Annotated in this window: 15 protein-coding genes; 7 read left to right on the top strand and 8 right to left on the bottom strand. The window is 67.2% G+C overall.

Annotation, left to right across the window (positions count from 1 at the left end):
* The coding region (locus AC5JJ2_RS08570) for a spermidine synthase (protein ID WP_495857562.1) at positions 1-1,649 on the top strand (1,649 nt) is incomplete at its 5' end.
* A gap of 129 nt (positions 1,650-1,778) precedes the next feature.
* On the opposite strand, the gene AC5JJ2_RS08565 is transcribed toward AC5JJ2_RS08570, so the two are convergent.
* Positions 1,779-3,782: a PQQ-dependent sugar dehydrogenase gene (locus AC5JJ2_RS08565; protein ID WP_495857561.1), complete on the bottom strand. Its 2,004-nt coding sequence runs from the start codon at positions 3,780-3,782 to the stop codon at positions 1,779-1,781.
* A gap of 141 nt (positions 3,783-3,923) precedes the next feature.
* Between AC5JJ2_RS08565 and AC5JJ2_RS08560 the strand changes: the two genes are divergently transcribed.
* On the top strand, positions 3,924-4,763 hold the full coding sequence (locus AC5JJ2_RS08560) for a sugar phosphate isomerase/epimerase family protein (protein WP_495857560.1): 840 nt from the start codon (positions 3,924-3,926) through the stop codon (positions 4,761-4,763).
* Positions 4,764-4,771: 8 nt separating this feature from the next.
* Here the strand turns inward: AC5JJ2_RS08560 and AC5JJ2_RS08555 are convergent, their stop codons facing one another.
* Positions 4,772-5,254 (bottom strand): hypothetical protein, encoded by a 483-nt coding sequence (locus AC5JJ2_RS08555; protein ID WP_495857559.1) that lies wholly within the window; start codon positions 5,252-5,254, stop codon positions 4,772-4,774.
* Positions 5,251-5,691, bottom strand: a complete 441-nt coding sequence (locus AC5JJ2_RS08550; RefSeq protein WP_495857558.1) for a hypothetical protein — start codon at positions 5,689-5,691, stop codon at positions 5,251-5,253. The genes AC5JJ2_RS08555 and AC5JJ2_RS08550 overlap by 4 nt, the downstream gene beginning before the upstream one ends.
* A 213-nt stretch (positions 5,692-5,904) precedes the next feature.
* On the opposite strand from AC5JJ2_RS08550, the gene AC5JJ2_RS08545 reads away from it, so the two are divergent.
* A complete protein-coding gene (locus AC5JJ2_RS08545; RefSeq protein ID WP_495857557.1) occupies positions 5,905-6,924 on the top strand; it encodes a DUF1573 domain-containing protein in 1,020 nt (339 codons plus the stop codon).
* Between the two features lie 235 nt (positions 6,925-7,159).
* On the opposite strand, the gene AC5JJ2_RS08540 is transcribed toward AC5JJ2_RS08545, so the two are convergent.
* Positions 7,160-7,930, bottom strand: a complete 771-nt coding sequence (locus AC5JJ2_RS08540) for an MBL fold metallo-hydrolase (protein WP_495857556.1) — start codon at positions 7,928-7,930, stop codon at positions 7,160-7,162.
* 215 nt (positions 7,931-8,145) lie between these two features.
* Between AC5JJ2_RS08540 and AC5JJ2_RS08535 the strand changes: the two genes are divergently transcribed.
* A complete protein-coding gene (locus tag AC5JJ2_RS08535; RefSeq protein WP_495857555.1) occupies positions 8,146-9,081 on the top strand; it encodes an acyl-CoA desaturase in 936 nt (311 codons plus the stop codon).
* A 6-nt stretch (positions 9,082-9,087) separates the two neighbouring features.
* The gene (locus AC5JJ2_RS08530) at positions 9,088-10,101 is read left to right on the top strand and encodes an NAD-dependent epimerase/dehydratase family protein (protein WP_495857554.1); all 1,014 of its coding nucleotides are present in this window, start codon (positions 9,088-9,090) and stop codon (positions 10,099-10,101) included.
* Between the two features lie 54 nt (positions 10,102-10,155).
* Here the strand turns inward: AC5JJ2_RS08530 and AC5JJ2_RS08525 are convergent, their stop codons facing one another.
* Both AC5JJ2_RS08525 and AC5JJ2_RS08520 read right to left on the bottom strand, forming a co-directional pair.
* A complete protein-coding gene (locus AC5JJ2_RS08525; protein ID WP_495857553.1) occupies positions 10,156-12,381 on the bottom strand; it encodes a hypothetical protein in 2,226 nt (741 codons plus the stop codon).
* A 128-nt stretch (positions 12,382-12,509) separates the two neighbouring features.
* Positions 12,510-13,247, bottom strand: a complete 738-nt coding sequence (locus tag AC5JJ2_RS08520; RefSeq protein WP_495857552.1) for a hypothetical protein — start codon at positions 13,245-13,247, stop codon at positions 12,510-12,512.
* A gap of 291 nt (positions 13,248-13,538) precedes the next feature.
* Between AC5JJ2_RS08520 and AC5JJ2_RS08515 the strand changes: the two genes are divergently transcribed.
* Together AC5JJ2_RS08515 and AC5JJ2_RS08510 are read left to right on the top strand one after the other, a co-directional pair.
* Positions 13,539-14,219, top strand: coding sequence for a hypothetical protein (locus tag AC5JJ2_RS08515; RefSeq protein WP_495857551.1), 681 nt, complete (start codon positions 13,539-13,541; stop codon positions 14,217-14,219).
* Positions 14,220-14,458: 239 nt separating this feature from the next.
* Positions 14,459-15,742 (top strand): outer membrane beta-barrel protein, encoded by a 1,284-nt coding sequence (locus AC5JJ2_RS08510; RefSeq protein WP_495857550.1) that lies wholly within the window; start codon positions 14,459-14,461, stop codon positions 15,740-15,742.
* A gap of 49 nt (positions 15,743-15,791) precedes the next feature.
* On the opposite strand, the gene AC5JJ2_RS08505 is transcribed toward AC5JJ2_RS08510, so the two are convergent.
* On the bottom strand, positions 15,792-16,445 hold the full coding sequence (locus tag AC5JJ2_RS08505; RefSeq protein ID WP_495857549.1) for an HAD-IB family phosphatase: 654 nt from the start codon (positions 16,443-16,445) through the stop codon (positions 15,792-15,794).
* 146 nt (positions 16,446-16,591) lie between these two features.
* A complete protein-coding gene (locus tag AC5JJ2_RS08500; protein ID WP_495857548.1) occupies positions 16,592-17,398 on the bottom strand; it encodes a sugar phosphate isomerase/epimerase family protein in 807 nt (268 codons plus the stop codon).
* Positions 17,399-17,515: the final 117 nt, after the last annotated feature.

Raw genomic sequence — 17,515 nt, 5'->3', positions numbered from 1 at the left:
AAGGGAGTCACCAGCCACTGGCCCTGCCGACCCCCCTCCCTAACCCTCCCCCCCAAGGGGGGAGGGAACAAGAAGTTGCCAGCCCGTGGCGGTGGGTCGCGCTCGCGGCGCTGCCGTCGTCGTTGCTGATGAGCGTGACCACGCACCTGACCACGGACATCGCCCCGGTCCCGATGCTCTGGGTGCTGCCGCTCGGCCTCTACCTGCTCAGCTTCGTCGTCGTCTTCGCCGGCTGGTCGAACCGCGCGCGGAAGCTCGTCGCACGAATCACGCCGATGTCGCTCTGCTTCCTCGCCGTCGCGCTGCTGATGCGGGCGAACGAGCCGATGGTCCTCGTCGCCGGCGTCCACCTGTCGGCGTTCGTCCTCGTCGCGCTGCTCTGCCACGGCGAGTTGGCCGCGAGCAAGCCGCCGCCGGAGCGGCTGACCGCGTTCTATCTGTGGCTGTCCGCCGGCGGCGTCCTCGGCGGCCTCGCGAACACGTTCGTCGCGCCGGTCCTTTTCGCGAACCTCGGCAACCTCGAATACCCCATCGCGGTCGTCCTCGCCGGCCTCGTCCGGCCGCCGTCGGACCAGGTCGGCGTGAAGCTCAAGCCCGCGGACGGCGTCTGGCCGTTCGCCCTCGGGGCATTGACGCTCGCGCTCGTCGTCGTCGTGCCGTGGGTGGTCGGGCCCAAGCCGGACGAGCCGGACCAGGAGCTGCTCCACCGCATCGCGCTCGGCGGGCTGTCGTTCGGCGCGCCGGCCGCGTTCGCCTTCGCCCTCGTCTGGCGGCCGGTGCGGTTCGCGCTGTGTCTGGCCGTGCTGCTCGTCGTCGGGTCGTTCTCGCCGAACCCGCTCGGCACGGTCCTCGAAACGCACCGCAACTACTTCGGCACGCTCCGCGTCATGCGGAGCGAGGACGGCCGGTTCCACCGCATCATCCACGGCACGACGCTGCACGGCCAGCAGCTCTGGCCGACCGCCGGCCGCCCCGACCCGGCGACGTACTACCACCGCCAGGGGCCGTTCGGCCGCCTCATCGAGAAAATGCCGGTCGAGAAGCGGATGCGGGTCGGCGTCGTCGGCCTGGGCTGCGGGGCGACGGCCGCCTACGCCGACGACGGACAGACGTGGACCTTCTACGAAATCGATCCCGCCGTCGAGCGGGTGGCGAAGGACGAGCGATACTTCACGTTTCTTTCGACGTGCCCCGCCGCGTGGGACATCGTGCTCGGCGACGCACGCCGCCAGCTACTGAAGGCGGCCGACGACGAGTTCGACCTGCTCGTGCTGGATGCGTTCAGCTCGGACGCCGTGCCGGTCCACCTGCTGACCCGCGAGGCGTTCGAGTTGTACCGGGCGAAGCTGAAGCCGCACGGCGTCCTCGCGCTGCACCTGTCGAACCGCTACCTCGACCTGCCGCCGCTCGCCGGCCGCGTGTTGCAGAGCATCGACCCGAACCTGGTGATGAAGGTGGACAACGACCTGGTTCCGAGCGCGGCGGGCAAGCAAACGGGGCAGGAGCCGTCGATCTGGATGATCGTGGCGGACCGGGTCGAGGATTTCGGCAAGCCGGACGCGCGGTGGCAGAAGCTCGCCGTGCCGCCGGGGCCGGTGTGGACGGACGACTTCTCGAACCTGCTCGGGGCGTGGAAGAAGGGAGAATGAGAACCTGACTTCCGAAGTCCGGCTTCGACTTCGGAAGTCGATCCCGCGCAGGAACCTTCTCGCCGCCCGCTCGCGCCCCTCCCTCGTTTCGACTTCCGAAGTCGAAGCCGGACTTCGGAAGTCAGGGGATTACTTCACGAGCCAGTGGATGCCCTTCCCGGTCGCGCTCACGCTCAGGAAGTACACCTCGCCCCTCTCGTCCTCGCCGAACGACAGCATCGGCTGGCCGGGGTCGCGGATCGGGCGGTTCGCCACCGTCCGCTTCTTCTCCGCGTCGTACTTCAGCGCCCACAGCCGGTTCGACACGTAGTCGCCGTACAGGTAGTGGCCGTCCAGCTCCGGCAGCTTCGGGCCGCGGTAGACCGTGCCGCCGGTGATCGACTTGCCCACGTCGTGGTGGTACTCCCAGACCGGCTCGATCATCTCCTTGTTCTCCCGCACGCCGAGGACGCTGAACGGGTGCCATGACTCCCGCTTGCTCCACCCGTAGTTGCCGCCCTTCTCGACGACGTTGATCTCCTCCCACAGGTTCTGGCCCACGTCCGCGGCCCAGAGTTGCCCGCCCTTGCGGTCGAACGCGAACCGCCAGACGTTGCGGAACCCGCTCGCCCAAATCTCCGGCTTCACGCCGTCCTTGCCGACGAACGGGTTGTCCTTCGGGACCGCGTAGTTCTTGCCGTCCGCCTTCGCGTTCACGTCGATCCGCAAAATCTTGCCGAGCAGCACGTTCATGTTCTGGGCGTTCTTCAGCGGGTCGTTCGCGTCGCCGCCGTCGCCGTGGGTGACGTACAGGTAGCCGTCCGGCCCGAACGCGATCGTCCCGCCGTCGTGGTTCCAGAACGGCTTCGTGAACCGCAGGATTTCCTCCTCCGACGCCGGGTCCGCCTTGTTCGGGTCGTCCTTGCTCACCCGGAACCGCGACACGACGTTCGTGAGCTTTGCCGCCTTCGTGGTGTAGAAGACGAAGAACTCGCCGTTCTCCTTGAACTTCGGGTGGAACGCGAGGCCGAGGAACCCCTCCTCGTTCTGCTTGTCCGTGTAGACGACGCGGTCCTGAATGTCGAGGAACACCTTCGTTTCCGTGGCGTTCTGGTCGTTCGGGAAGGCGTGGATAACGCCCTGTTCGGTGGCGACGAAGACGCGGTTGCTGCCGTCCCCGGCGTGCGTCAGCACGATCGGCCGCAACGGGGTCGCGCGGCCGGCGTCGTCCGTGCTGCTCCAGCCGGTCCACTTCAGCTTCGGGAACGCGACCTCCGTGTGAATCGCCAGCGGCGACTCATCGACCTCCCAGCCCGGCATCGTCGTCGGGATCGCGGTCAGCGTCCCGGCCTTCATGTCCGGAACGAGAATGCTCTTGCCGTCGGTCGTCAGGCAGATGTCGGCCGCGGCCTGGAAGCCTTCGGCCAGCAGCTGCGGCTTCTCGCCCGGCTTCGGGATGCCGAACACCTTGCCGTTCTTCCAATCGCTGATGAAGAGCTTACCGTGGTAGTCCCACGCGATGCCGTCCGTGCCGCCGAACCCGTCGGCCAGCTTCTCGTGCGACCCGTCGGCGATCTTCACCCGGTACAAGTCCCCCGTGCCCCAGTCACCGAGCAGCAGGAAGTACTCGCCGTCGAGGCAGACGCCGTTCGGCGTCGTCAGGCCGGGGATCATCTTCCCGTCCACGATGAGCCGCGGCTTGCCGCCTTTCGGCGGGATGGCGTAGAGCGCCCCGCCCTGCCCGTCCTTGCCGGAGTCGGAGACGTACATCATGCCGTTGCGGGTATCGACGGCGATGTCGTTGAGGAAGATCGGCGGCGTCGGGAACGCAGCGGCCGCGACGTGGACCGTCGCCTTGCCCTTCGGGTCGATCCGCCAGATGCGGGTCTTGTCCGTCACGAACAGCATCTTGTTGAACGCGACCATCCCCTTCGGGTCGTCGAGGCCGGTCGCGAACTGGACGGCCTTGCCGTCCTGGATTTCGACGACCTCGCCGTCGCCTTCCGTGTTGAACTCGCCGATGCACGAGACGAACGTGCGGCCGCCGACCTGGACGACGGACTCCGGCGTCTTCAGCCCGGTGGCCAGCGGCGGCGGGGCGGCGGCCGCGGCGGTCGCCGTGAGGAGGAGCAGACCGAACGCGATTCGCTTCATGGGACCGTCCTGTGAGGAAAGGGATGGTGTTGTAGGGCGAAAGCCCACGGACGGCCGTCCGTGTGGCTCTACGCTCCCCCGCTTCTACAATGCCGCCGTCGAACCCTCACCCCCACGGAGCGAACGCACATGAAGGCCGGGATGAACCTCCTCCTCTGGACCGGACTCGTGACCGAGGAACACTACCCGCTGCTCGGCAAGATCAAGGCGGCCGGGTTCGACGGGGTGGAAGTCCCGCTCTTCGAGGGGGACGTGGCCCACTACAAGAAGCTCAAAACCGAACTCGACAAGCAGGGGCTGAAGTGTACGACCGTCACGGTCGTGAACCCGGAGCACAGCCCGATCAGCCCGGACGCGGCCGTGCGGCAGGCGGCCGTCGAGCGGCTCAAGTGGGCGGTCGATTGCAACGCCGCCCTCGGCAGCGAGACGATGCTCGGGCCGTTCCACTCGCCGCTCGGCGTGTTCACCGGCGAGGGGCCGACGCCCGACGAGAAGAAGCGGGCCGCCGACGTACTCCGTCAGACCGCCGAGTTCGCGAAGCAGGCGAACCTGATGCTCGCGATCGAGTACCTGAACCGGTTCGAGTGCTACTTCCTGACGACGGCGGCGGACGCGGTGGCGCTGGTCAAGAGTGTGGACCACCCGAACTTCCGGACGATGTACGACACGTTCCACGCGAACATCGAGGAAGTGCGGCCGAGTACGGCGATCAAGACGGTCGCGCCGTACCTGGCGCACGTCCACATCAGCGAGAACAACCGCGGCACGCCGGGGACGGGGCAGGTGAACTGGTTCGAGAGCTTCCGGTCGCTGCGGGAGGTCGGGTACGACGGGTGGCTGGTGATCGAGGCGTTCGGCCGGGCGCTGCCGGCGCTGGCGGCGGCGACGCGGGTGTGGCGGGACTTCTTCCCGTCCCCGGACCACGTCTACACGCACGGGATCAAGTTCATGAAGACGATGTGGGACCTGGCGAAGGTGTGACGGCCGCCTCACGCCGCGATGTCGCAGATCGTTCGGTTCGCGTGCAGGACCTGGACGCGAACCGTGCCCTTGCCGACCGTGGCGGCGACGAGGCCGGCGATCGTGTCCGCGAGGGCCGGGAGGTCGTCGATCATAACAGTCGAGAGGGTCAGCCGGTAGGTTCCGTCCGGTTGCCACCCGGTCCCTTCTTCTTCCAGCTTCAAGCCTTCGCCAGTTCGCTGCTTCAACTCACCATTCAGTTGCGCGAGAACCGAATCGAGGGCCTGCCGGACGGACGGGGCGTGGAAATCGGCCGGTGGCCGGACGGTCACCTGGAAGAAGTGGACCGGGTACAACTTGAGTTTAACGCCACCTAGACTGTGGTGCGCGGAAACGACTTCCTTACGCGGGCGTGCGGCCAGCTTCGCCAACGCCGGATGTTGGTACTCCCATTCCGTCCGGACGCCCCGCCCGACAATGTGGCCGGTCCCGTCATCGTTTTTCGGGTTCATGACATCGTCTCGCCGGTAACTCGCAGATAAGCCACGGATCGCTCCCCGAGCCGTTGCCCGGCGGCTAGTAGTCGGACCTCGTACTCGGCGGCTTCCAGGATCGGGACCGCTTCCAACCGTATGACACCATCGAGTACGGTTCGGTTCGGCGGAAAGGTGACGAGGTACTCGTCCGACCGCATGAGCACCTGAGCCATCCCGGACCCGAGCGACGGGGCGGCCACCTGTAGCTGAAGCGACACCGTCCCGAAAGCGTCGATCAACTGAAAATAAGCCGCCAACCTGGGGATCACATGCGGGAACGGGTCTTCCCGGTATCCGCGGACGTGCAGGTGGGCCGTCGGCCGAACCAGTACCCAGGAATTCTGTGTTTCATCATACGCCGCCGATTCGCAGAGCAGCAACTGGACAACGTCCGGGCGGTTGGCGTCGGCCATCGGGAACCTCCGTGCATTGCATCGTAATCCATCGGCACGTGCCTAACAAACCTTCTCGGGAACTGCGATAAGTTGGGCAAACCCCACCGACCCTCCCGCCGGGTCCGCCCATTTTCCGCACCCCGCCACGGCTATCCCCGCGAATCGCTGACAGACACGGCCGATGTTCCCGGTAACCGCGGGTGAGGACCACTCGCATCGGAGGCAGCACGGATGGCACGCACCCGCACCTGGCTCGGCATCGTCACCCTCGGCATCGTCCCGCTGGCGCTCGCCGCCCAACCCGCGCCGCCGGCCGGCTCGCCGCAGGTGTTCGTCCCGTGGGCGAACAAATTGTTCAAGAAGGACAGCCCGCCGGCCGTCCTCGTCCACGATTTCGGGACCGTCCCGCACGGGACCATGCTCACGCAGAAGTTCACGTTCACGAACATCTACGACGTGCCGCTGCAGATCATCGACGTGCGGAAGTCCTGCACGTGTCTCGACGCCGACCCGCCGCAGCGGGTGCTCCAGCCGAACGAGTCGGCGGAGCTGGTCGTGACCATGAACGCGGCCAAGTTCAACGGCCCGAACGCGCAGACGTTCTACGTCACGTTCGGCCCGCAGTACGTGTCCACGGCCGTCATCCGGGTGCAGGCGAACAGCCGGGCGGACGTGCAGCTCACCCCCGGCCACGTCAACTTCGGCGTCGTGCAGCAGGGCACGAAGGCGTCCCAGGCGGTGAGCATCAAGTACGTCGGCAAGGCGCGGGACTGGAAGGTCACGGACGTGGTGAAGCCGACCGGCCCGCTGGACGTGCAACTGACGGACGCGAAGGGGCCGGAGTTCCGGATCACGGTGTCGCTGAAGGCGGACGCCCCGGCCGGCACGATCCTGGAGCCGATCACGCTGAAGACGAACGACCCGACGGCGGCGCTGTTGCAGTTCAACGTGGCGGCCGTCGTTCAGGCCCCGATCACGGTCGCCCCGGAGAAGGTGAAGTTCGAGGGCGTGAAGGTCGGCCAGGAGCAGACGCAGAAGGTGATCCTGCGGGCGACGAAGGCGTTCAAGGTGGAGGCCGTCCCGGACGCCGGCGACGGGCTGACGGTCGAGCCGTTCCCGGCGAGCGCCCCGGTGCAGATCGTGACGGTGAAGTTCAAGCCGGTCGGCGTCGGGTCGTGGAAGCGGGAGCTGAAGCTGAAGACGGACCTCGGCGAAGCGCCGCTGACGGTGGAGTTGGAAGCGGTGCAGTGACGACCCCATCGCCCCGAACCACGTCCCTGATCTGTGGCCCGGTTTTCACCCCGAAGGGGTGGGAGATGTCAGCCCAGGGCAAGGGCCGTCAGGCCCGCCGCCCTGGGTGGCGACCGCAACCACCCGGCAGGCTGAAAGCCTGCGAGCGAGCGGTCGCGGACACGCCGGACGCCCGCGCCCAGGGCGTTGCCCTGGGCTGAGCGCTCCCACCCCTTCGGGGTGAAAACCCCGGCATCTACTTCCGCTTCACGTCCGTCGTGCCCAGCAGCACGATCGTCGGGGCGGCGGGCTTCGCGTCCGGCGGGATCGACAGCTCGTTGCCGACCAGCACCCGCTGGACCTTCAGCTTCTGCCCGTCGAGGAACTCCTCCGGGCCGTTCAGGTCGTCGTAGTTCGGCACGCCGTAGTGCATCGGCAGCACGAACAGCCGCGGCTTGAGCTTCTCGACCAGCTTCTTCGCGACCTCGCCGTTAATCGTGTACGTGCCGCCGATGGGGACCATCAGCACGTCCACCTTGCCGATCAGTTTCACCTGCTCGTCGTTCAGGTCGTGGCCGAGGTCGCCGAGGTGGCAGAACGTCAGCCCGTCGGCCTCGATCAGGAAGATGGCGTTCTTGCCGCGGGTGAACCCGTTCTCGTTGTCGTGGTAGCTCGGCACGGTCCGGACTTTGATGGAGCCGACCTTCTCGTCGATCTTCTCCCAGTCGATGCGGCCCTTGACTTCTTTCAGCCCGTGGAACACGCGGGCGGCCTTGTGGTTCTCGACCACGTCGAGGACGTTGTGGTCGTTGTGGTTGTGCGACAGGGTGACAATGTCGGCCGACACGACGTGCCGGCCGAACGCGGGAATCTGGTGCGGGTCGGTGACGATCTTCTTGCCGCCGGGCGTCTCGATCTGGAAGAACGACTGGCCGTACCAGCGGACCTTGAACGGCTTCGGCGGCTGCGCGTCCGCGGCCGGTGCGAGCGTCAGCGTGAGTGCGAGGAGAAGAACGGTGCGCGGCATGGCGGGTTCTCGGTATATAGCGGTGGGCTTGCCCACCGTGCGGTTTCGAGTCTTCGAGAAAACGCGGAGGCGTTCCCCCACCGGGACGTTTCTCCCGACGCGGGAAGTTCCCCGCGGGAGGCTCCGTGGTGCGGCCGTCGAAGACTCCGGCCACACGGTGGGCAAGCCCACCGCTATATGTATCATAATCCGATACCCGCCGGAGTCCCCGACCTGTGACCACCGCGACCGCCGTTCGGCCGAAGCCCCGCATCATCCCGCTGTTCCTCGCCGTCATCGTCGGCTTCCACCTGCTCGTGCCGATCGCGTTCTTCGAGCCGTTCTTTACCTGGTGGTTCCCCGCCTACCTGCTCATCGGGAACTTCATCTTCGGCAGCATCGGGATCAACCTCGCGTACCACCGGCTGCTCACGCACCGGTCGCTCGAACTCCCGAAGTGGCTGGAAAAACTGTTCACACTGTGTGGCATCTGTAGCCTGGAGACGCCGCCGTTCAAGTGGGTGTGCGTCCACCGCATCCACCACCAGAAGAGCGACATCGACGAGGACCCGCACAGCCCGAAGGACAACTTTTTCTGGGGCCACATGGGGTGGATTTACACCGACGACCCGCGGATGAACTCGTTCATGACCTACGACAAGTACATCCCGGACCTGCTGGAAGACGACTGGCTGCGCTGGATTCACAAGCGGAACCGGTGGGCGTGGTTCTACCTCGGGCACGTCGTCCTCTTGCTCGCGCTCGCGGCGGGCGTCGGCTACCTCGTCGGCGGGTTCGACACGATGGTGACGGCCACCGCCCAGATGTTCGCGTGGGGCATCGTCGCCCGCACCGTGTACGTCTGGCACATCACGTGGTTCGTGAACTCGGCGGCCCACCGCTGGGGCTACCAGAACTACAAGACCGGCGACTACAGCCGGAATACGTGGTGGGTGGCGCTCTTGACCAACGGCGAGGGGTGGCACAACAACCACCACGCCGCCCCGCGGAGCGCCAGCCACGGCCACCGGTGGTGGGAGATCGACCTGACGTACACGTTCATCCGCGCGATGGAGCTGGTCGGCCTGGCGAAGAACGTCGTGCCGGTCAACGTCCACAAGAGCAAGCTGGAACAAGAGGCCGAACCCGTTCCCGCGTCCACGAGTGCCTGACCTTTCATGTCGCGATTCGCTTCGATCCTCATCACGGGCGCGTCCGGCGAGATCGGCCACGGCCTGATCGACCGGCTCGCGACCGGCAGCCGTCCGGTCATCACCCTCGACCTGAACCCGCTCGCCCCGGAACTCGCGAAGAAGGTCCGCAAGGAGTTCGTCGGCTCGATCCTCGACACGCAGTTGCTCGAACGGATCAACGCCGAGTACGAGGTCGATGAGGTCTACCACCTCGCCGCCCTGCTCTCGACCCGCAGCGAGTTCTCGCCCGCGCTCGCGCACAAGGTCAACGTCGAGGGGACACTGAACCTGCTGGAGTTCGCGCAGAAGGAAGGCGAGTCGCACGGCCGGCCGGTGACGTTCTTCTACCCGTCGAGCATCGCCGCCTACGGGCTGCCGAGCCTGGACGTGAAGGCGGTGGCCGGGCGAGTGAAAGAGGACGACTTCCTCCAGCCGACGACGATGTACGGCGCGAACAAGCTCTACTGCGAGCACCTCGGCCGGTACTACGGCCGGCACTACAAGCAACTCGCCGCGGACAAGCTCGGGAAGATCGACTTCCGGTGCATCCGGTTCCCCGGCCTGATCTCGGCGGTGACGGTCCCGAGCGGCGGTACGTCGGACTACGCCCCGGAGATGATTCACGCGGCCGCGAAGGGGGAACCCTACGCGTGCTTCGTGCGGCCGGACGCCCGCCTCCCGTTCATGGCGATGCCGGACGCGGTCGAGGCGGTGCTGAAACTGATGCACGCCCCGGCGGAGAAGCTGACCCGCACGGTGTACAACATCGGCGCGTTCGCCCCGACGGCGGACGAAGTCCGCCGCGTGGTGCTGGAGGCGTTTCCTACGGCAACGGTCACGACGGCGGTGGACGTGAAGCGGCAGGCGATCATCGACAGTTGGCCGGGCGACGTGGACGACGCCGCGGCCCGCCGCGACTGGGGCCACGCCCCGCGGTACGACTTCGCGACCGCGTTCGGCGACTACTTGATCCCGACGATACGCAAGCAATACGCATAAACGAAAAACCCACCCGTTGCTTCGACGGGTGGGCCGCGACTTCCTCACGGCACGTCATCCCTGCACCGGCATACACACCTGCTCGAGCAGCCGCTCGCACTTCTCCTGAATCACGTCGGCGAGGTTCGGTAGCGGCGTCCCCTCCGGCAGCGACTCGCGGACGGCCGCCAGCCACCGCGGGAAGCTGTAGACCATCGCGAATGCGTCGAGCGCCACCGCTTCGAGCCGGGCGTGGTGGCCGCGCTTCTGGGCGTCGCCCCAAAGCGTCTTGCTCTTGCCGGTCAGCGCCAGGTCGTCCTCCGTCCGCATCAGGATGAGGTGGTCCACCACCGCCGGCTTCGCGTCCATCGCCGATAGCTTGATCTCCAGGTCCTTCGGCTTGCCCGGCCCCTTCGCGAGGAACAGGCCGACGCCGACCTTCCACGGCTGGCCGTCCTTGCACGCCCAGTGCGCCAGCGACACCACGCCGTAGGTCGGGTGGTCGCCGTAGCTCCATTCGGGAACGACGTGCTGCAGCCGCCACGGGCCGACTTTCACGCCGTGCTCGTGGCACGCCGTCAGGAAGCTGCCGAGCGCCGATTGCAGCTCCCGCGTCGCCCCGGTGAGCGCGCCGTCCGGTTCGAGCTTACGGCGGGCGGAGCGGTACTCTGTTTCCCACATGTCCGCCAGCGCCGCCGGCGAGAGGCCGGCCCGCGGGGCTTCCGCTTCGAGGTTGATGTCCGCGACGGTCGTGATGACTTCCGCCGCCTTTACGCTGTACGCCGCGTCGTGGCCGAGCAGCGCGCTCACGCGGCTCGTCGGTTCCTCCGTCGGGATCGCGACGGCCGAGTACGCCGGCGTTTCGGGTAACAGCGGCACGACCGCTTGGTCCTCGACGGCTTCCGTGTCGAAGGCGCTGGCGCGGACGATGTTCTCCATCGGCTCGACGCGGCTGCCGCCCTCGTCCGCAACCATGTGGTCGTACAGGTGGCGGAACTGCTGGAGCATGTCCCGCAGCGTCGGCTCGGTCCGGGCCGCCTGCGAAATCTGCTCGTCCGTGAACGGGTAGATGTCCGACACCGCGTCCGGGTTCGGCATCTGGTCCAGCACCGGCCGCAACCGCGCTTCCACCACGCGGCGGACGAGGTTCGCGGGCGGGGCTTCGAGGCGGAGCGCCTTCACCGTGCCGTGGTTCGGGACGTGGACCGGGTTGTTCAGCCGGTCCTGGATGTACCCGTCGAGCGACGGGACGAACCGGTTCCACAGCCCCCGCTCGGCGAAGATGAGCACACAAAGGCCGTCGAGTTGGTGCATCACCTGCACGATGCCGGCGAAGAACGCCTCGGCGACGCGGTGAACGTCGTCGTTCCGCCGGGCGAGGAGCAGGTCTTCCAACTGGTCGAACGCGACGACGACCGGAACCTTCAGGTCGCGCATCACCTGCGTCATCACCTTGAACAGCGCGAGCACGAGGTCCTGCCGCGTCGGGCGGACCTGGAAGTCGATCTCGGTGAACCCGAACGTCAGGAAGTTCGCGAGTTCGCTCTCGTCCTTCAGCAGCACGGCCTTCGTGAACCCGTTGATGACGTTCCGCCGCATCAGGCCCGTCGCGTTGTGCGGCTCCGTCTTCTGGACGTGGGCGGCGATCAGGTCATAGGCCCGCTCGACGGTCATGCCGGCGTCGGCGATGGCCTGCCGCACCGGCGTGCCGTTCTTGCTTGTCAGCGTGTCGGCCAACCACTCGGCCCGCTCCGCGGCCTGTGCGTGGCCGATGCCCAGCCGCCGCGCCCACCGGCCGATGCCCGGCGGCGGGAACAGCTCGACCTTCTCGTCCGCGGACAGTTGCTTGAGGGCCGTCGCCAGCAGCTTCCGCACGAGTTGCTCGCCGATGAATTCGAGCGGCCGGACGCCCTTCTGCTTGCCGCCGCCGAGGAGCGTGTCGATGATCTGGAACAGCAGGTATTCCAGGAAGTCCGTGTCCTTCTGGAACACGCCCGGCGTGACGAGCAGTTGCCCCGCGCCGCCGGCCCCGTGCTTGATGCTGTGCAGCAGGTGCGTCTTGCCGGCCCCCTTGTTCCCGAGGACCGGGACGACCTCGCTGTGCGTGTTCGGGTCGGTGCGGTAGAGGTCGATGATCGCGTGCAGCAGGTCCCGCTCGGCGGCGAACAGTTCCGGGACGTGGAACCGGCCGCACACGTCGTCGTCCGGGTTGCGGGCGAAGTAGTTGCGGAACGGGTTCCCGGCCCGCTTCAGCAGGTCGCGGTCGGTATGGGCGTGCGGCCGGGTCAGGGTCGCGGTCATGGGTGGTCCTCCGTGACGATCAAATAGTAGTAGGCACACTCCGTGTGCCGTCCGCGGAATCGAGTCTTCGAGATTCCGCGAGAGCCTTCGGCACGAGGTAGCAAACGGCACACGGAGTGTGCCTACTACTATCTCGCGCTGGCGTAGTACGCGACGTTGTGCCCCACGAGCAGCGCGAACGTCGGCTCCGGGACGGCGTACAGGGGGCCGGTCCACGGGTGCAGGTAGACGCGGCCGGCGTCGTGCAGCTGCCGCAGCGCGTCGTGGAACAGCCCGACGCTGCACGCCGGGTGGCCGCACGACACGGCACGGTACAGGTCCGGCAGCGGGCAGTCGCGGGCGACCTCCCCGGTCCAGTCCGCGAGGTGCGTCTGGATCGCGCCCGCCACGTCCGCCGGCGTCGTCGCCTTCGGCGGCAGCGGCGGGACGCTCCCGTTGAGCCGGTTCGTCGGCACGGGCACGCGGGCGGTCGCCACCTGCGGCAGCACGGCCGCGACCGTCGCCTTCAGCCCGTCGATGTTCTCGGCCATGCGGGCCGCCGTCGCGAGCAACTCGTCCACCTGCCCGCGGCGCTCTTCGAGAATTCGCACGAAGTCTTCCAACACCTTTTTCGGGCTGACGTTTTCGACCAGGTGCTGGAGGCCGCGGCTGGTGATCGTGCAAACGTCCCGCGGCCTGGCGGCCGGGTCGTGCGGCAGGGTTTCGAGCATGAGGTCGTCTCGGCAGCGTTTCGCGGCGGCCTTGCCGGCGGCCGTGTTCGGGAACAGGCCGGCCGCGGCCTTCGACGCGAGCAGCGGCAGCCCGGCGGACTCGGCGGCGGCCCGCGTCAGGGCGTCGAGGATGAGCGGGGTGTACTTGTCGGCCACCGGGCGGCTTCCTTGCCGGGAGGGAAAAGATTCGCGGCCGAGATTAGCCCGAACCGGCGGCGGGTGGCAATGCCACTTTCAGAACCGTCATTGGTGATTGGTGATTGGTGATTGGTGATTCGCGTCTCGGCCCCTTTCTACCTGTGCCCAATCACGAATCACCAATCACGAATGACGAATAACCGCTACAGCCCGTCCGGACGGGTAACCCCCTGCCCGGCGGCGGCCGCTCGGCCGTTGGAGGGACGCGGCGGTCGGGTTACCATAAGAATCACCTCGGCGAGACCCCCGATGTTCGCGACCGTCCTCCTGTCCTGTTGGTTGCCGGCGTCGGGGCCGGGCCTCGCCCCCACGTCCACGGGGACCGCCATGCCGCCTGCCGCCACCGTCCGCACGACCGACCTCGACCGCACCGTCCTCGACACGCTCCGGGAGGTCCACAACTCCGGGGCCGGGCTGTACAACGCCGGCGACCACGGCGGCGCGCTCCGCCTGTACCAGGGCGGGCTGATCGTCGCGAAGTCGTTCCTCGCGCACCGGCCGAAGCTCCAGGGCGACGTGAGCGAGGGGCTGGTCGAGATCGAGAAGTCGAAGGCGGACGTGAAGCTGAAGGCGTTCCGGCTGCACGAGGTCATCGAGCAGGTCCGCGGCGCGCTGAAGGAGGAACTCAAGAAGGCCAAGTCCGCCGACAAGCCGGCGGAGGCCGCCGCGGCGGGGCAGGTGACGGTGAACGGCAGGCCGACGGCCGGCGTCACCGTCGCGTTCGTGCCGATGAACACCACGAAGCCGCTCGCGACCGCGCGGACCGGCGACGGCGGCGCGTTCAACGTCGTCACCACGCTCCCCGTCGGCCCGTTCCTCGTCACCCTCACCGGCGACGGCGTCCCGGCCGTGTACGCCAAGCCGGAAACCACGCCCCTGAAGTCCGATTTGAAAGCTGGAGTCAATTCCCTGATATTTGAGGCGAAATAGTGCCGCCCGGCCCCGCACTTCTGCCCGATTGCCGGGCACACGGAAGTTTCTCACGTCAAGTTGGTAATTTGTGCCGGGCGTACCGGGACGTTTCCCAAGCCGCCAATTTTCCCACGCCCTCGGCCTATTCGTTTTCGCAGGTTCCGGCCGAATAAGCAGGTTAGCCGGACGAACGGATGTGCCGGTCTGGGCTAACTCGCCCATGAGAGCAACTCCCTCTCTGTCAGGAAGACGTACCCATGTTGACCACGATGCTTCTCGGCTCGTGGCTGGCGGCCGGACAAGCCCCCGCCCCGATGCCCATGCCGATGCCGAAGGCCGCCCCGATGGCGCTGCCGGCGGCGACGGCCCCGGCCGCCCCCGTCCCCGTCGAGGCCCCGGCGGCGGAAGCCCCGGCGGAAGAGCCGGAGCCGGAAGCGACCAAGTACTTCGTCCAGAAGCTGCTCGAAGGCAGCCGGTTCGGCCAGGTGCTCGAGGACCGCGGGGTCGTCATCTCCGGTTGGGGGGCGATGAACTATACCGCCAGCAGCACCAGCCGGTTCAACAACCCGATCACGTTCAACGACCACGCGAATGCGTTCCAGTTGAACCAGGTCTGGCTACAGGCCGTGAAGTCGATCGACACGAGCAAGAAGGAAGTCCAGTTCGGGTACAACGCGTCGATCTTCTACGGCCAGGACTACCGGTTCACGCTGCCCCGCGGGTTCCTGCAAGAGCAAGTCCAGGACGCCCGGCAGTTCGGGTACGACCTCGTGTACCACTACGGCGAACTGTACACGCCGAACCTCGGGGCCGAGGGGACGACGTTCCGCGTCGGCCGGTGGGGCACGCTCATCGGGTACGAAGTCATCGACGCGCCGAACTCGCCGTCCGTGACCAAGTCGTACAACTTCCAGTACAACCCGTTCACCCACACCGGGGCGATGGCCACGACCGGCCTGAGCGAGGAAGTGACGATCTATAACGGGGTCGTGACCGGCAGCGACGTGTGGATCGACCCGGCGGCCCGCGCCACCTACGTCGGCGGGATCAAGTACACGCCGAAGGAGGGCAAGGGGAGCATCGCGCTGAACACGGTCATCGGCCCGAACCGCTACCTCGGCCGCGAGAACTTCGTCCACTTCAACAGCTACAACCTGTTGGTCACGTACAACGTCAACGACTGCCTGACGTACGTGATGGACGCGACGTTCAGCCACGCGGACAAGTTCCCGGCCGGGTTCGGCACGGTCGCGGACCCCGGCACGTCGGCCCACTGGTACGGCGTGGCGAACTACTTCATCCGCAAGCACACGGACAAGCTGACCACGACGCTGCGGGCCGAGTGCTTCGTGGACGAGAAGGGCGTCCGGACCGGGTTCGAGGGGCTGTACACGGAAGTCACGGCCATCGCCGCGTACACGCCGAAGGACTGGCTGATCCTGCGGCCGTTCGTCCGGTACGACTACAACGCGGACAGCCGGCCGTTCGAGGGCGACCGCGACCTGTTCACCGGCGGCATCGAGGCCATCATCCGCTGGTAAGTTTGAAGGGCAAAATCGAAAGCCCACGGACGAACGTCCGTGGGCTTTTTCATTTCACGAGCATCGGCACGATCTCTTCCCACCGCTCGAATGCTTGAAACGGCTCGCCGCGCTCCTCCAGCCGCCGCGACAGGTAGCCGGTCGCGAACCGCCGGTTCGCGGGCACGAGCAGCGCCGGCGGGAGGTCCGTGATCCCGTCCCCTGCGAACGCCACGTCGCACCCCTTGTCGAGGAACGACTTCACCACGGCCGCCTTGTCGATCCCGGCGTGCGGGTGAAAGAACGGCGAGTCGGTCGGCAGCTCCATGACGAGTCGGCCGTCCACGATCCGCCCGCCGTTCGTGTGGACCGGCAGCGACACCCCTTCACGGGCCAGCAGTTGGTCGATGTACCAGTGGCTCCCGGCCGACGCGACGACGACCTCCCACCCGGCGGCCTTCAGCCTCGCGAGCAGAGTCGGCAGCGCCGGAGGCAGCGCGATCTGATCGAGGAACCGGCGGAGCCGTTCCTCGCCAACGGGCACGTAAGCGTAGATGTTCCGCAGACACTCGAAGTGCGTGATCCGGCCTCCGGAGAAGGCGGCCCACTGGTCCGGCGCATCGGGCGGGTAGAGCTGTTCGAGGAACAGGTTGTAGAAGTCGTGGCGGGTGAGCGTGCCGTCGAAGTCCGTGACGAACACCCGCCGGGGGTGGTGTGGGTCCATGCGGGGATTGTATCGTGAGTGCCCCGACTTCCGAAGTCCGGCTTCGACTTCGGAAGTCCGACGGGACCGACGCCGACCGGGAGCGAGGTACGCCCCCGCCGCATTCGACTTCCGAAGTCGAAGCCGGACTTCGGAAGTCTAAGCCCTCATTCCACCGTCCGCCGCAGCGCCGTCATCCCCAGGTCCGCGACCTGCGACGGCTTCGCCTGCCACACCATCGGGTTCATCACTTCCAGCGACACCCACCCGTCGTACCCGATCCGCCGCAGCGTCCCCACGATCGGCGTCAACCGGAAGTCCCCCTCGCCGGGGAACACGCGGTCGCCGTCGGTCATGACCTCCCGCGGTACACCGGGCACGTCGCACAACTGCACGTGGGCCAGGTTCTCGCGGGTCAGCCGCTCCAGGTCCTCCGGCTTGCTCGGCCCCTTGTAGTAGTGGAACGTGTCCAGGCACACGCCGACGTTCGGCTCGCCGCACTGGTCCACCAGCAACAGAGCCGTTTCGAGGCACGAGCAGAAGGCGTCCGTGCCGCGGAACTCTAGCCCGAGGCGAACATCGAACGCCGCCGCCCACTGCGCCGCCTGCGTCAGCGACACGACGGCCCGGCCGAGGCTTGCCTCGTCGATCTTCGTCGCGAAGTCGGCGACGACGAGCAGCATGCGGACGCCGAACTGCTGGCACAGCTCAAGCCGCCGCTTGTAGTGGTCGAACGCCGCCGCCCGCTGGTCCCCCTGCGAGAGCAGCAGCCCGCCCTGGTACGCCGCGGCCACGAGCGACACGCCGCGGTCGGCGAGCAGCTGCCGCGTCGCGGCCACGGAACTCGTTTCGAGGTGCTTCTCCAGCTTCGTCAGCCAGACTTCGAGGTGCGAACACCCGCCGTCTGAGTAGCCGATGATGTCGTCCGCGAAGGACGCCGACAGGGTGCACGCTTGACTGACGCACAAGTTCATAGCCCAATTGTAGAACCCGCCCGCCGTCGGCCGGCCGGCCGGCGGGTGACGGGCGGGTATTTATTCCTCCCCCCGGTTGTCGTTCGCGGGTCGCGCCCGAAGAAAGCCGTACCGAGC

This window comes from Limnoglobus sp. (assembly GCF_059499385.1).
The sequence above is the reverse complement of the archived record's forward strand: the minus strand, read 5'-3'. Positions and strand labels throughout refer to the sequence as shown.

Coding starts and splice junctions, on each gene's coding strand:
- AC5JJ2_RS08565 (WP_495857561.1), bottom strand. CDS start 3,782: ATGAAGCGAATCGCGTTCGGTCTGCTCCTCCTCACGGCGACCGCCGCG.
- AC5JJ2_RS08560 (WP_495857560.1), top strand. CDS start 3,924: ATGAACCTCCTCCTCTGGACCGGACTCGTGACCGAGGAACACTACCCG.
- AC5JJ2_RS08555 (WP_495857559.1), bottom strand. CDS start 5,254: ATGAACCCGAAAAACGATGACGGGACCGGCCACATTGTCGGGCGGGGC.
- AC5JJ2_RS08550 (WP_495857558.1), bottom strand. CDS start 5,691: ATGGCCGACGCCAACCGCCCGGACGTTGTCCAGTTGCTGCTCTGCGAA.
- AC5JJ2_RS08545 (WP_495857557.1), top strand. CDS start 5,905: ATGGCACGCACCCGCACCTGGCTCGGCATCGTCACCCTCGGCATCGTC.
- AC5JJ2_RS08540 (WP_495857556.1), bottom strand. CDS start 7,930: ATGCCGCGCACCGTTCTTCTCCTCGCACTCACGCTGACGCTCGCACCG.
- AC5JJ2_RS08530 (WP_495857554.1), top strand. CDS start 9,088: ATGTCGCGATTCGCTTCGATCCTCATCACGGGCGCGTCCGGCGAGATC.
- AC5JJ2_RS08525 (WP_495857553.1), bottom strand. CDS start 12,381: ATGACCGCGACCCTGACCCGGCCGCACGCCCATACCGACCGCGACCTG.
- AC5JJ2_RS08515 (WP_495857551.1), top strand. CDS start 13,539: ATGTTCGCGACCGTCCTCCTGTCCTGTTGGTTGCCGGCGTCGGGGCCG.
- AC5JJ2_RS08510 (WP_495857550.1), top strand. CDS start 14,459: ATGTTGACCACGATGCTTCTCGGCTCGTGGCTGGCGGCCGGACAAGCC.
- AC5JJ2_RS08505 (WP_495857549.1), bottom strand. CDS start 16,445: ATGGACCCACACCACCCCCGGCGGGTGTTCGTCACGGACTTCGACGGC.
- AC5JJ2_RS08500 (WP_495857548.1), bottom strand. CDS start 17,398: ATGAACTTGTGCGTCAGTCAAGCGTGCACCCTGTCGGCGTCCTTCGCG.